General features: G+C 39.6%; 13 protein-coding genes. 12 read left to right on the top strand and 1 reads right to left on the bottom strand.

Annotated features, from left to right (window positions below):
* Window positions 1-287 precede the first annotated feature (287 nt).
* The 8 genes from ACX9TM_RS26990 to pyrG all read left to right on the top strand — a co-directional run bounded on the left by ACX9TM_RS26990 (window position 288) and on the right by pyrG (window position 10207).
* Window positions 288-2399 carry a (Fe-S)-binding protein gene (locus ACX9TM_RS26990; RefSeq protein ID WP_001086776.1) on the top strand — a complete coding sequence of 704 codons (2112 nt, stop codon included), beginning with the start codon at window positions 288-290 and terminating at the stop codon, window positions 2397-2399.
* 9 nt (window positions 2400-2408) lie between these two features.
* Entirely contained in the window at window positions 2409-3692 is a 1284-nt protein-coding gene (locus tag ACX9TM_RS26985; protein ID WP_002195957.1) for an acetyl-CoA C-acetyltransferase, read from the top strand.
* 49 nt (window positions 3693-3741) lie between these two features.
* Window positions 3742-4593, top strand: coding sequence for a 3-hydroxybutyryl-CoA dehydrogenase (locus tag ACX9TM_RS26980; protein ID WP_048656349.1), 852 nt, complete (start codon window positions 3742-3744; stop codon window positions 4591-4593).
* 73 nt (window positions 4594-4666) lie between these two features.
* A complete protein-coding gene (locus ACX9TM_RS26975) occupies window positions 4667-5797 on the top strand; it encodes an acyl-CoA dehydrogenase (protein WP_001011179.1) in 1131 nt (376 codons plus the stop codon).
* A gap of 21 nt (window positions 5798-5818) precedes the next feature.
* Entirely contained in the window at window positions 5819-6958 is a 1140-nt protein-coding gene (acdA, locus tag ACX9TM_RS26970; protein ID WP_000545544.1) for an acyl-CoA dehydrogenase AcdA, read from the top strand.
* A 66-nt stretch (window positions 6959-7024) separates the two neighbouring features.
* Window positions 7025-7654, top strand: a complete 630-nt coding sequence (locus ACX9TM_RS26965; protein WP_000238605.1) for a TetR/AcrR family transcriptional regulator — start codon at window positions 7025-7027, stop codon at window positions 7652-7654.
* Between the two features lie 154 nt (window positions 7655-7808).
* Window positions 7809-8342, top strand: a complete 534-nt coding sequence (gene rpoE / locus ACX9TM_RS26960; protein ID WP_000346278.1) for a DNA-directed RNA polymerase subunit delta — start codon at window positions 7809-7811, stop codon at window positions 8340-8342.
* Window positions 8343-8599: 257 nt separating this feature from the next.
* Window positions 8600-10207, top strand: coding sequence for a CTP synthase (gene pyrG, locus ACX9TM_RS26955; RefSeq protein ID WP_000170460.1), 1608 nt, complete (start codon window positions 8600-8602; stop codon window positions 10205-10207).
* Window positions 10208-10238: 31 nt separating this feature from the next.
* On the opposite strand, the gene ACX9TM_RS26950 is transcribed toward pyrG, so the two are convergent.
* Window positions 10239-10763, bottom strand: coding sequence for a DUF2529 domain-containing protein (locus ACX9TM_RS26950; protein ID WP_000912402.1), 525 nt, complete (start codon window positions 10761-10763; stop codon window positions 10239-10241).
* Between the two features lie 201 nt (window positions 10764-10964).
* Between ACX9TM_RS26950 and spo0F the strand changes: the two genes are divergently transcribed.
* The 4 genes from spo0F to glpX all read left to right on the top strand — a co-directional run bounded on the left by spo0F (window position 10965) and on the right by glpX (window position 15105).
* Entirely contained in the window at window positions 10965-11333 is a 369-nt protein-coding gene (gene spo0F / locus ACX9TM_RS26945; RefSeq protein ID WP_000398594.1) for a sporulation initiation phosphotransferase Spo0F, read from the top strand.
* A 210-nt stretch (window positions 11334-11543) separates the two neighbouring features.
* Window positions 11544-12401, top strand: coding sequence for a class II fructose-bisphosphate aldolase (locus ACX9TM_RS26940; RefSeq protein ID WP_001131855.1), 858 nt, complete (start codon window positions 11544-11546; stop codon window positions 12399-12401).
* 332 nt (window positions 12402-12733) lie between these two features.
* Window positions 12734-14023, top strand: coding sequence for a UDP-N-acetylglucosamine 1-carboxyvinyltransferase (gene murA, locus ACX9TM_RS26935; RefSeq protein ID WP_000413254.1), 1290 nt, complete (start codon window positions 12734-12736; stop codon window positions 14021-14023).
* Window positions 14024-14139: 116 nt separating this feature from the next.
* A complete protein-coding gene (glpX, locus tag ACX9TM_RS26930) occupies window positions 14140-15105 on the top strand; it encodes a class II fructose-bisphosphatase (protein WP_000442340.1) in 966 nt (321 codons plus the stop codon).
* Window positions 15106-15171 lie beyond the last annotated feature (66 nt).

Below are 15171 nucleotides of genomic sequence, written 5' to 3'. Positions count from 1 at the left end.
ATTGATGAATAAGCAGAAGCTAGTTTGGAAATCAACTGCCCGTAAAAGCCCGATTGGTTCAACTAATAATCAGCGGGGGATGAACCACCCCTGCTGATTAAAGTTTCACTTTATAGTTTCACCGAAATAAACAGCTTTATGAAAAAATGTGTTGTTCTATAACAAAAAACTGTTGACTGAATGCTCACTCATTATATAATGGGGATAGGGGATATAATTCAGAAAATTATATATTTTTGAAGATTCAAAAAAGAAAGAGGGCTTACAAAGAGAGGGGTAGCATAAAAATGAATAGCTTACTGATCATTAATTGGCTGGCTGCCATTGCTGTTATTGCTTATGCAGGATATTTGTTTGTATATCTTATACGGACGAGAATGGCCTACATACAATTAGGAAAAAAAATTGAATTTGACCGTCGTTTTAAAGAGCGTTGGGATCTCCTTAAGGTCAATGTTTTCGGTCAAAAAAAGCTGCTGAAAGATAAGAAAAGCGGCATCATTCACGTTATGTTCTTTTACGGATTTATTCTTGTCCAATTTGGAGCAATTGACTTCGTTTGGAAAGGACTCGCACCAGGATCACATCTTCCACTTGGACCACTATACCCTGCATTTACATTCTTCCAGGAAATTGTCACACTTGTTATTTTAATTGCAGTATTTTGGGCTTTTCATAGACGTTATGTAGAAAAGCTTGTTCGTTTAAAACGTAACTTCAAATCAGGTCTTGTTCTTATCTTTATCGGTGGCTTAATGATTTCTGTGCTACTTGGTAACGGTATGGGACTTATCTGGCATGGCGAGGAGCTTTCATGGAGTGAACCAATTGCTTCTGCAATCGCTTACGTTTTTAGCGGGATAAATGAAACCGTAGCCATTTCAGTGTTCTATTTTTCTTGGTGGGTGCATTTACTAATTTTGTTAACGTTTTTAGTGTATGTTCCACAATCAAAACATGCGCATTTAATTGCAGGACCAGCTAATGTATTCTTCGGTCGTCTTTCAAACCCAGGGAAGCTTGAAAAGATTGATTTTGAAGATGAAACGCAAGAAACATTTGGTGTTGGTAAAATTGAAGACTTTAGACAAAATCAACTTATTGACTTATACGCTTGTGTAGAGTGTGGCCGTTGTACAAATATGTGTCCGGCAACAGGAACAGGAAAAATGTTATCGCCGATGGACTTAATTTTAAAACTTCGCGATCATTTAACTGATAAAGGAGCTGCGGTAACATCAAAAGCACCGTGGGTTCCAGTAGTTGCCTTCAATAATACACAAGGAAATCAGTTAGCGATGATGGCAGCTGGAAAAGGACAACAAGAATCAGCGTCTACAACGCTCGCTTACGATCCGAGTTTAATCGGAGATGTTATTACAGAAGAAGAGATTTGGGCATGTACAACGTGTCGTAACTGTGAAGATCAATGCCCAGTTATGAATGAGCATGTTGACAAAATTATTGATTTACGTCGATATCTCGTTTTAACAGAAGGAAAAATGGACGCGGAAGCACAACGCGCGATGACAAATATCGAGCGTCAAGGGAATCCGTGGGGTCTGAACCGTAAAGAGCGTGAAACATGGCGCCAAGGTGATGACGAAGTAACAGTTCCAACTGTAAAAGAAAAATCAAAAGCTGGGGAGGAATTCGAGTATTTATTCTGGGTTGGTTCAATGGGATCATACGACAATCGTAGTCAGAAGATTGCGATATCGTTTGCGAAGTTAATGAACGAAGCAGGCATTTCATTCGCAATTCTCGGTAATAAAGAAAAGAATTCTGGAGATACACCACGCCGCCTCGGAAATGAATTTGTATTCCAAGAGATGGCGACAAAGAATATCGAAGAATTTGAAAAGGCAGGAGTGAAGAAAATCGTTACGATTGATCCTCATGCTTATAACACATTTAAAAATGAGTATCCGGACTTTGGCTTGCAAGCAGAAGTCTATCATCATACAGAATTGTTAGCTCAGTGGGTGAAAGAAGGGCGCTTAAAGCCTGTTCACGCTATTGAAGAAACAGTTACGTACCATGATTCCTGTTATTTAGGAAGATACAACGAAGTGTACGAAGCGCCACGTGACATTTTGAAAGCGATTCCTGGAGTGAATCTTGTAGAAATGGCACGTAACCGTGAAACTGGAATGTGCTGTGGCGCAGGTGGTGGCTTAATGTGGATGGAAGAAACAACAGGTTCTCGTATTAACGTTGCTCGTACAGAACAAGCATTAGCTGTACAGCCATCCATTATCGGTACAGGTTGTCCATATTGCTTAACGATGATCAGTGATGGAACGAAAGCGAAAGAGGTAGAAGAGAAAGTTCAAACTCTTGATGTGACAGAGATTTTAGAACGATCTGTTATCGGACAGAAAAAAGAAGCAATGTAGTTTGTAAGAATGTATACAACTTTAGAAGGAGGTGCAATGATTGCACCTCTTCTCAACGTAGGGATACCGAGCGAGCGCTCAGTGTTAAAAAATGAAATGGGGGAAAGAAACATGAGTAAAACAGTTATTTTAAGTGCTGCAAGAACACCAGTTGGAAAATTTGGAGGATCTTTAAAGGATGTAAAAGCGACGGAACTTGGAGGAATTGCAATTAAAGCAGCACTTGAAAGAGCAAATGTTGCGGCTAGTGATGTTGAAGAAGTTATATTTGGAACGGTTATTCAAGGTGGGCAGGGACAAATTCCATCGCGCCAAGCTGCGAGGGCTGCTGGAATCCCTTGGGAAGTGCAAACGGAAACAGTGAATAAAGTTTGTGCATCAGGGCTTCGTGCGGTTACGTTAGCGGATCAGATTATTCGTACTGGCGATCAATCACTGATTGTAGCTGGCGGTATGGAGTCGATGAGTAACAGTCCTTACATTTTACGTGGAGCAAGATGGGGATACAGAATGGGCAACAACGAAGTTATTGATTTAAACGTTGCTGACGGTTTAACATGCGCATTTTCAGGTACACACATGGGCGTTTATGGTGGAGAAGTTGCAAAGGAAGATGGAATTTCTCGTGAAGCACAAGATGAATGGGCATATCGTAGCCATCAGCGTGCGGTTTCAGCGCATAAAGAAGGGCGTTTTGAAGAGGAAATCGTGCCAGTAACGATTCCGCAAAGAAAAGGCGATCCTATTGTCGTTGCAAAGGATGAGGCGCCACGTGAAGATACAACGATTGAAAAGTTAGCAAAGTTAAAACCTGTATTTGATAAGACAGCGACGGTGACAGCTGGTAATGCGCCGGGACTAAACGATGGTGGTGCCGCACTTGTATTAATGAGCGAAGACAGAGCGAAGCAAGAAGGAAGAAAGCCATTAGCGACAATTTTGGCGCATACAGCAATTGCAGTGGAATCTAAAGATTTCCCAAGAACTCCAGGTTATGCAATTAACGCATTGCTTGAAAAAACAGGAAAGACAATTGAAGACATTGATTTATTCGAGATTAATGAAGCCTTTGCAGCGGTAGCAATTGCAAGTACAGAAATCGCAGGAATTGATCCGGAAAAATTGAATGTAAATGGCGGCGCGGTAGCGATGGGACATCCAATTGGAGCAAGCGGAGCGCGCATTATCGTTACACTAATCCATGCACTTAAGCAGCGCGGCGGCGGAATTGGAATTGCTTCGATTTGTAGCGGTGGCGGTCAAGGGGACGCAGTGATGATTGAAGTTCACTAATTAAAGTTCGAGGGTATAAAATTTATTAACAATTAAGGGGGAAGAAAAAATGGGTGTACAAAACATTGTTGTAATTGGTGCAGGGCAAATGGGATCAGGAATTGCACAAGTATGTGCAATGGCAGGATATGACGTGAAGGTACAAGATTTAAAGCAAGAGCAATTAGATAGAGGATTGGCTATCATTACGAAAAACTTAGCACGGCAAGTAGAAAAAGGACGTATGAAGGAAGAAGAGAAGGAAGCCATATTAAATCGTCTTACAGTAACGCTTGATTTAGATTGTGTGAAAGAAGCGGATCTTATTATTGAAGCAGCTGTTGAGAAAATGGATATTAAAAAGAAAATCTTTGCGAATCTAGATGAAATTGCTCCAGAACACGCAATTTTAGCAACGAATACGTCATCTCTGCCAATTACAGAAATTGCAGCGGTAACGAAGCGTCCGGAAAAAGTAATCGGTATGCACTTTATGAATCCAGTTCCAGTTATGAAGCTTGTTGAGATTATTCGTGGTTTGGCTACCGATGATGCGGTATATGAAGCAATTGAAGATATTACGAAAAAAATTGGGAAAGTACCAGTTGAAGTGAATGATTTCCCAGGTTTTGTATCAAATCGTATTTTGCTACCGATGATTAACGAAGCAATTTATACGTTATATGAAGGTGTAGCGACGAAAGAAGCAATTGATGAAGTCATGAAGCTTGGTATGAACCATCCGATGGGGCCTTTGACACTCGCCGATTTTATCGGTTTAGATACGTGTTTATACATTATGGAAGTGTTGCATGAAGGATTAGGAGATAGTAAATATCGCCCATGTCCGTTATTACGTAAGTATGTGAATGCAGGATGGTTAGGGCGTAAAACAGGTCGTGGATTCTACGTTTACGAATAAATGCCCCCTTTGTTACAACATAGTGGTCTTACCAAATTATTTAAAGGATATATAGCAAATGGAGGCGGAATATATGAACTTTCGTTTTAATGAAGAGCAGCAAATGATGAGGAAAATGGTTCGGGATTTTGCACAGAAGGAAATAGCTCCCTTTGTTCCTAGTATGGAACAAGGGGTGTTCCCGAAAGAGATTTTGCAAAAGATGGGTGAGCTTGGATTAATGGGTATTCCAGCGCCTGCAAAATACGGTGGGGCAGAAATGGACTTTATATCTTACATTCTAGCAATTGAGGAAATCTCAAAGGTAAGTGCAACAGTTGGTGTAATTTTAGCTGTACATACGTCAGTTGGAATGAATCCGATTTTATATTTCGGAACAGAAGAACAGAAGAAAAAATATGTTTCTAAACTTGCAACTGGGGAATATTTAGGTGCATTTGCTTTAACAGAGCCAAATGCAGGATCAGATGCAGGGAGTTTGAAATCAAGAGCTGTGAAAAAAGGTGATCATTATATTATTAATGGATCGAAAGTGTTTATTACAAATGGTGGTGAAGCAAGTACATACATTGTATTCGCTTCTACAAATCCAGAGGCAGGAAAAAGTGGTATTTCTGCATTTATAGTAGAGAAAGATACACCTGGTTTAATCATCGGAAAAGATGAACATAAGATGGGACTTCTCGGTTCTCGTACAGTACAACTTACTTTTGAAGATATGAAAGTACCAGCTGAGAATTTACTTGGGGAAGAAGGACAAGGATTTAAGGTGGCAATGGCGAATTTAGATGTTGGGCGAATTGGAATCGGTGCGCAGGCGTTAGGAATTGCTGAAGCGGCGCTTGGCTGTGCAATTGATTATGCAAAAGAAAGAGAGCAATTCGGGAAGCCAATTGCGGCGCAGCAAGGGATTGGCTTCAAGCTTGCAGATATGGCAACAAGTGTCGAAGCAGCAAGGTTACTCGTATATAGAGCGGCATCTCTTAGGGCACAGGGATTACCATGCGGTAAAGAAGCATCTATTGCGAAATTATTTGCTTCTAAGACAGCGGTTGAAGTCGCGATTGAGGCGGTGCAAGTGTTCGGTGGTTACGGTTATACGAAAGACTATCCAGTAGAACGATTTTTCCGTGATGCGAAAATCACGCAAATATATGAAGGAACAAGTGAAATACAGAAACTTGTTATTAGCCGTGCTTTATAAAAGGGCGAGGGGGAGACGGAGATGCATTTTAAACTATCAGAAGAACATGAAATGATAAGAAAAATGGTTCGAGATTTTGCTAAAAATGAAGTGGCACCAACAGCAGCTGAGCGTGATGAGGAAGAGCGATTTGATCGAGAATTATTTGATCAAATGGCAGAGCTTGGTTTAACCGGTATTCCGTGGCCTGAAGAGTACGGTGGAATTGGAAGCGATTACTTAGCGTACGTAATCGCTATTGAAGAATTATCCCGCGTTTGTGCTTCAACAGGCGTAACACTGTCCGCGCATACTTCACTTGCGGGATGGCCAATTTTTAAATTTGGGACGGAAGAGCAAAAGCAAAAGTTTTTACGACCGATGGCTGAAGGAAAGAAAATTGGTGCATACGGCTTAACGGAGCCAGGATCTGGATCGGATGCTGGTGGAATGAAGACAATCGCAAAGAGAGATGGAGACCATTATATTTTAAATGGATCAAAAATTTTCATTACAAATGGCGGTATTGCTGATATTTACGTTGTTTTTGCGCTAACTGATCCTGAATCAAAGCAGCGCGGTACGAGTGCATTTATTGTAGAAAGTGATACACCGGGATTTTCAGTTGGGAAGAAGGAGAGCAAGCTAGGGATTCGCTCTTCACCAACGACTGAAATTATGTTTGAAGATTGCCGTATTCCTGTAGAGAATCTACTTGGAGAAGAGGGGCAAGGGTTTAAAGTTGCGATGCAAACATTAGATGGAGGTCGTAACGGTATTGCGGCGCAAGCTGTTGGTATTGCACAAGGGGCTTTAGATGCTTCTGTAGAATATGCAAGGGAGCGCCATCAATTTGGAAAACCAATTGCGGCGCAGCAAGGGATTGGCTTTAAACTTGCGGATATGGCAACAGATGTAGAAGCGGCACGCCTTTTAACATATCAAGCGGCTTGGCTTGAATCAGAAGGGCTTCCGTATGGAAAAGAGTCAGCGATGTCAAAAGTATTTGCAGGAGATACAGCGATGAGGGTGACGACTGAAGCGGTGCAAGTATTTGGTGGTTACGGTTATACGAAAGATTATCCAGTAGAGCGTTATATGCGAGATGCAAAAATTACACAAATATATGAAGGAACACAAGAGATTCAGAGGCTTGTAATTTCTCGTATGTTAACGAAGTAGGAACGAAAGCGTAGGTATTTTCCTACGCTTTTTCCTTCCAAAAAATAATAGAGAGAGGTGAAGGGAATGGTTAAACATAATGTACATGCATCGGTGAAAGATGAAAAATTAGTTGCGTTAAGACGTGAGCAAATGATTAAAGGTGCGGTGCAACTGTTTAAACAAAAAGGATTTCCGCGTACAACAACGAGAGAAATTGCAAAAGCGGCTGGATTTAGTATAGGGACACTTTATGAGTACATTCGTACAAAAGATGATGTTTTGTATTTAGTTTGTGATAGTATTTATGAACATGTAAAAGAAAGATTAGAGGAAGTAGTTTGTACAGAAAAAGGGAGTGTAGAAAGTTTAAAGATAGCAATAACGAATTACTTTAAAGTGATGGATGAATTACAGGAAGAAGTATTGATAATGTATCAAGAGGTACGCTTTTTACCGAAAGAATCACTTCCGTATGTATTAGAAAAGGAGTTTCAAATGGTAGGAATGTTCGAGAATATTTTAGAACAGTGTACGGAAAATGGAACATTTACATTAAATAAAAAAGAAATACAGCTTCTTGCCCATAATATTTTTATACAAGGACAGATGTGGGGATTTAGACGCTGGGCGCTGCAAAAACTGTATACGCTCGAAGAATATACAGAAATGCAAATTAGGTATGTATTGCAAGGGGCCCATATGCTTCCGAAATAAGGAACAGACAAATTATAATTTTACTACCCTATAAAAGTTTCCCGTTTTTTTTGTAGCATATTTGTGCGACTTTTGTTTATAATGAATAGTATGGATTTTTTTAAGCAGGCCGTTATATATAAGGTTATATTTGATGAAAGGAAGTGCCGCATAAGTGGATTTTAAGCAATATTCACCAGAAGAGCTAAAAGAATGTTCAATGATTGAAGTTGTACATAGCGTTTTAGGGGATAAAAAACAAGCAACGACATTCAACGAGTTGGTTCAAGAAATCGCTCAAGTGCTGGGACTATCTCAAGAGCAAGTTAATGCGAAAATCGCACAATTTTATACAGACTTAAACATCGATGGACGTTTCATTAATTTAGGAGAAAATCGTTGGGGGCTACGCAGCTGGTACCCATACGAGCAAATTGATGAAGAAATCTTGCCTCAACCAAAACCGAAGAAGAAACGTAAAGTTGAAGAAGACGGTTTTGACGACTACATTGAAGAAGATGAAGATGACTTCGACGATGCAGATGTAAATGAAGACGAAGATGATGATGTAGAAGATTTGGACAAGGTTCTTGAAGAAGAAGACGGAGATGACGACGATCTTGATGATTTAGACGAAGATGACGACGACTTCGCTGAAGAAGAACTTGAGTATGACGAAACTGAAGAAGAAGAAGAGGAAGAACTGTAGTTCTTGACTTTTCATTATCGTCCATGTAGAATCATTTTTGGGCTCTTTAAAAAAGGACGATAATACTTTTAAAGTGTAAATATAAAAGAAAATTGCTCCCTACTTATTACTTTTTGTGATGAGGGGAGCAATTTTCTTTTTTGTTTTTTGTTTAGAAAATAAAAAGAGTCTAACAATAAGATGGATACAGTGTTATCTACATACGTTGCGCTTTGCAACGGTGATTATATAACAGCAAAATAGAAGGGAGCTTTTTCATGACTAAGTATATTTTTGTAACAGGCGGTGTAGTATCGTCTTTAGGAAAAGGTATTACAGCAGCATCTCTTGGAAGACTTTTAAAAAATCGTGGTTTAAACGTAACGATTCAAAAGTTTGATCCATACATTAACGTAGACCCAGGGACTATGAGCCCATATCAACACGGTGAGGTATTCGTAACAGATGATGGCGCAGAAACTGACTTAGACCTTGGTCACTATGAGCGTTTTATCGACATTAACTTAAACAAATACAGCAACGTAACAACAGGTAAAATTTACTCTTCAGTTCTTCAAAAAGAGCGTCGCGGTGAATATTTAGGAGGAACAGTTCAAGTTATTCCTCACATTACTAACGAAATTAAAGAACGCGTATATCGTTCTGGTCGTGAAACAAATGCCGATGTTGTTATTACAGAAATCGGTGGAACTGTTGGTGACATCGAGTCTCTACCATTCTTAGAAGCAATCCGTCAAATTAAGAGCGACATCGGTCGTGACAATGTAATGTACATTCACTGTACGTTAATCCCGTACTTAAAAGCAGCGGGTGAAATGAAGACAAAACCAACACAACATAGTGTTAAAGAACTTCGTAGCTTAGGTATTCAACCAAACATTATCGTTGTTCGTACAGAAATGCCTGTTTCTCAAGATATGAAAGACAAGCTTGCATTATTCTGTGACATTGATACAAAAGCGGTTATCGAAGCTCGCGATGCAGATACTTTATATGCGGTTCCATTATCTCTTCAAGAACAAAATATGGACCAAATCGTTTGTGACCACTTAAAATTAGACAATCCAGCTGCAGATATGACAGAGTGGACTGCTCTAGTTAACAAAGTGCGTAATCTTTCTAAGAAAACAAAAATCGCTCTTGTTGGTAAATATGTAGAACTTCAAGATGCTTATATTTCTGTTGTAGAAGCACTTCGTCATGCTGGTTACTCATTCGACACAGATGTAGAAGTAAAATGGGTAAATGCTGAGCACGTAACAGCAGAAAACGTAAAAGAATTAGTTGGCGATACAGACGGTATCCTTGTACCAGGTGGCTTCGGCGATCGTGGTGTAGAAGGTAAAATCGTTGCGATTCAATATGCTCGTGAAAACAAAGTTCCATTCTTAGGAATTTGCTTAGGTATGCAACTTGCATCAATCGAATTCGCACGTAATGTATTAGGTTTAGAAGGTGCTAACTCTTCTGAAATCAACCCTGACACACCATATGCAATCATCGACTTATTACCAGAACAAAAAGATGTAGAGGACCTAGGTGGTACACTTCGTCTTGGTCTATACCCATGTAAGCTTGCTGAAGAAACAAATGCTTACAATGCTTATAATGAGCCGGTTGTATATGAGCGTCATCGTCATCGTTATGAGTTCAACAATCAGTTCCGTCCGGATATGGAAAAAGAAGGATTTGTATTCTCTGGTACAAGCCCAGACGGTCGTCTAGTTGAAATCATTGAATTAAAAGATCATCCTTGGTTCGTGGCAGCACAGTTCCACCCAGAACTTGTTTCTCGTCCAAACCGTCCACAACCATTGTTCCATGACTTCGTAAGAGCTTCTATTACGAATAAAGAGAGCAAGTAATAAAAAAAGCGCCTGAAATAAGGCGCTTTTTTTAATATTCATTTAACATTTCATCGATTGTAAATTTAATCCCGTGATAAGCAAATAAAGCTACTATTAAACTTGGGAATCCGTAGCGATTACCTTCATCGTCTGGAATAAGACCTTTTAACAGTTTTGTATCAATATGTACGTCTGTATATCGTTCCAGTGATTCTGTCCCTTCTTGAAGAGCAGAAATGCCCACAATAGAGTGTCCCTCTTCTTGTAGTTTTTTTGCAATTTCTACAACCGCTTCATCTGTTGAAAAACGGCTAATAAGAAGTACACGATCCGCAGAGGTTACTTCTGCTTCTTTACCATTTTCAAATAAGCGTTTTGCTTGCTTCATTGGTTCAGCACCGAATAGTGCCTCGGCAACAACGCCCTCCATTTCATTTGTACCATGTAAATAAATGAAACCATCGCCAACTAGTGCTTGAGCAAGTAAACGAGCGCTATCTTCTATATTCATTTCTTCTTTTTGAGAAACTCTGGAGAAATAACCACTTAATTGAGTTGAAAAAATTTTTAACATAATGTTACTCCCTTCGTACGTGTTTGCCGGCTTTCATTATAATTTATTTTTTTAGAAAGGTGAAATCGTAGGGTAGCATAACAAAATAGGAAACGGTAAAATAAGAAAGAATAGGAAGGAATTTGCCAAAGAATAGCGAAATTAAATCGTTAAGATATAAGAAGCTTTAAATCTTGTACTTACACAGAAAGGTTGGGAATTATGGAAGGTAAAATTTTAATCGTTGATGATCAATATGGGATTCGTGTGTTATTACATGAAGTGTTCCAAAAAGAAGGTTATCAGACATTCCAAGCAGCGAATGGATTTCAAGCTTTAGATATCGTGAAAAAAGATAATCCAGATTTAGTAGTGTTAGATATGAAAATTCCAGGCATGGATGGTATAGAGATTTTAAAGCATGTAAAAGAAATTGATGAGAGTATTAAAGTAATTTTAATGACTGCTTATGGAGAGCTTGATATGATCCAAGAAGCAAAAGATTTAGGAGCTTTAATGCATTTTGCTAAACCATTTGATATTGATGAAATTCGTCAAGCTGTGAGAAATGAGCTCGCTGTAGAGGCATAAAAATGAATTTTTTATAAAAAATATGGAAAAAAGCGTTTACATGGACTATTGTGCAGGTGAATACGGTTGAGTTTTTGAGTACAAGTTGTTATCCTATTGAGTGTAGAAAAAAGTCCGGTATGTAGATATACATATTTTACCTTATTCTGGTCATACTACCAGCGATAAGAACTTATCGGATACAAAAAACGTTTTTTAGGAGGATTCACCATGCCTTTAGTTTCTATGAAAGAAATGCTAAACAAAGCACTAGAAGGAAAATACGCAGTTGGTCAATTCAACATGAACAACTTAGAGTGGACTCAAGCTATCTTAGCTGCTGCGGAAGAAGAAAAATCTCCTGTAATCCTAGGTGTATCTGAGGGTGCAGCTCGTCATATGACTGGTTTCAAAACAGTTGTAGCTATGGTTAAAGCTTTAATCGAAGAAATGAACATCACTGTTCCTGTAGCGATTCACCTTGACCATGGTTCAAGCTTCGAAAAATGTAAAGAAGCAATCGATGCAGGTTTCACATCTGTAATGATCGACGCTTCTCACCACCCATTCGAAGAAAACGTTGAAACTACTAAACAAGTAGTAGAATACGCACACGCTCGTAACGTATCTGTTGAAGCTGAGCTTGGAACAGTTGGCGGACAAGAAGACGACGTAATCGCTGAAGGCGTAATTTACGCTGACCCAGCAGAGTGTAAGCACCTTGTTGAAGCAACAGGTATCGATTGCCTAGCTCCAGCTTTAGGTTCTGTACACGGTCCTTACAAAGGTGAGCCTAACTTAGGATTCGCTGAAATGGAACAAGTTCGTGACTTCACTGGCGTACCTTTAGTATTACATGGTGGTACTGGTATCCCAACTGCTGATATCGAAAAAGCTATCTCTTTAGGTACTTCAAAAATCAACGTAAACACTGAGAACCAAATCGAGTTTACAAAAGCTGTTCGTGAAGTATTAAATAAAGACCAAGAAGTTTACGATCCTCGTAAATTTATCGGACCTGGCCGCGACGCTATCAAAGCAACTGTTATTGGTAAAATTCGCGAATTCGGTTCTAACGGTAAAGCGTAAGAATAAAATTCCGTTTTGGAAACCGTCTAGTCTTTTAGACGGTTTCCTTTCGTTGTATAATGAAAGCGTGAACAAGTCTAAAGATTTTATCATTTTTGGTTTTTAAATAGAAAATAATGTGCATAGTCCTATTAATAAATGTGATAACGTATCTAAATTGATAAAGTAAATTCGATGAATAGTTGATCTTTATCTATTCGTGCTACAGGAGAAATGAAGATAATGGTTTCCTATTTATTGAGTTTTGGGATGGAAAGAGTAATTGAGATTCTTAAGGGGAGCTTTCTATAAAAAGATAGAAAGTAAATACATTCACAAGAAGGGAGCTCAATATGGAAAAATTGCTAATTGAAGGCGGAAGAGCTTTAAATGGAACAATTCGAGTAAGTGGTGCAAAGAACAGTGCCGTTGCATTAATTCCAGCGACAATTTTAGCAGATACTCCAGTAACTATTGGTGGTGTCCCTAATATTTCGGACGTGAAAATGTTAGGAGACTTACTAGAGGAAATTGGAGGGAAAGTAACTTATGGACAGGAGGAAGAGATGGTAGTCGATCCTTCTAACATGGTTGCAATGCCTTTGCCAAATGGAAAAGTGAAAAAATTGCGCGCTTCTTATTATTTAATGGGTGCAATGCTTGGCCGTTTTAAAAAAGCTGTTATTGGGCTTCCGGGTGGATGTCATTTAGGACCGAGGCCGATTGATCAGCATATTAAAGGGTTTGAAGCGCTAGGTGCACATGTTACGAATGAACAAGGTGCCATCTATTTAAGAGCAGATGAGCTACGCGGGGCACGTATTTATTTAGATGTTGTTAGTGTAGGAGCTACGATTAATATTATGCTAGCAGCTGTACGAGCGAAAGGTAGAACTGTTATTGAAAATGCAGCGAAAGAGCCTGAGATCATTGATGTAGCTACATTGTTAACAAGCATGGGAGCACGTATTAAAGGTGCTGGTACTGACGTAATCCGAATAGATGGTGTTGACTCTTTACATGGTTGTCACCATACTATCATCCCAGATCGTATTGAAGCTGGTACGTATATGATTCTAGGAGCTGCATCAGGAGGAGAAGTAACGGTTGATAACGTTATTCCTCAGCATTTAGAATCAGTTACTGCAAAGCTAAGAGAAGCTGGTGTTCAAGTTGAAACGAACGATGATCAAATTACGGTGAACGGTAATAGAAAGTTAAAAGTAGTTGATATCAAAACGCTTGTATATCCAGGTTTTCCAACGGATTTACAACAGCCGTTTACGACGCTTTTAACAAAGGCACACGGGACGGGAGTTGTAACAGATACAATTTACGGTGCCCGTTTTAAACACATTGATGAATTACGTCGTATGAATGCTCAAATTAAAGTAGAGGGTCGTTCGGCAATTGTAACTGGTCCTGTGTTACTGCAAGGTGCAAAAGTGAAGGCGAGTGATTTACGAGCAGGAGCGGCACTTGTTATTGCAGGGTTAATGGCAGATGGAATTACAGAAGTAACAGGACTTGAGCATATTGATCGAGGTTATGAGAATATAGTGGACAAGCTTAAAGGGCTTGGTGCAAACATTTGGCGAGAACAAATGACAAAGCAAGAAATTGAAGAAATGAAGAACGCATAAGTGATACTTCCGCAAGGGGGAAGCGAAGCATCACTACTTGCGGAAGTACACTTTATAGAAAAACACGGTTCACAAAATACGGCAGAAATATAAAGGCTTAAAGGAGAGGGATTATCGTGGAAAGAAGTTTATCTATGGAGTTAGTACGTGTAACAGAGGCTGCAGCTTTATCATCAGCGCGTTGGATGGGGCGCGGGAAAAAGGATGAGGCAGACGGTGCAGCAACATCAGCTATGCGTGATGTATTTGATACAATTCCGATGAAAGGTACAGTTGTAATTGGTGAAGGTGAGATGGATGAAGCACCAATGCTATATATCGGAGAGAAATTAGGTACAGGATATGGACCACGTGTAGACGTTGCGGTTGATCCTTTAGAAGGGACAAACATCGTAGCAGCTGGTGGCTGGAATGCTCTTGCTGTCATTGCAATTGCAGACCACGGTAATTTGTTACATGCCCCTGACATGTACATGGATAAAATCGCGGTTGGCCCAGAAGCAGTTGGGGCGGTCGACATTGATGCGCCTATTATTGATAACTTACGTGCAGTTGCGAAAGCGAAAAATAAAGATATTGAAGATGTTGTAGCGACAGTTTTAAATCGTCCACGTCATCAAGAAATTATTGAAGAAATTCGTAAAGCTGGTGCGCGCATTAAATTGATTAATGATGGAGATGTAGCTGGAGCGATTAATACAGCGTTTGATCGTACAGGTGTAGATATTTTATTTGGATCTGGTGGAGCACCTGAAGGTGTATTAGCAGCAGTTGCTTTAAAATGTTTAGGTGGAGAAATTCACGGAAAACTATTGCCACAAAACGAAGCTGAATTAGCACGTTGTAAAAAAATGGGCATAGAAGACATTAATCGTATCCTTCGCATGGAGGACTTAGTAAAAGGTGACGATGCAATCTTTGCAGCAACAGGCGTAACAGATGGAGAACTATTACGCGGTGTTCAATTTAAAGGTAGCGTAGGAACAACGCAATCCCTTGTTATGCGCGCAAAATCAGGCACAGTTCGCTTCGTAGATGGTCGTCATAGCTTAAATAAAAAACCGAACTTGGTTATTAAGTAAAAGGTGGAAGCGGCTCGCTCAGAATCGCAGGAAACTTTCAACTCTCGACCTTGAAGCGCTCTTTGC

The sequence above is a fragment of the Bacillus sp. LH1 genome (genome assembly GCF_057924895.1).
Note: the sequence above shows the minus strand (reverse complement) of the source record. Positions and strands in the feature narration are given on the sequence as shown.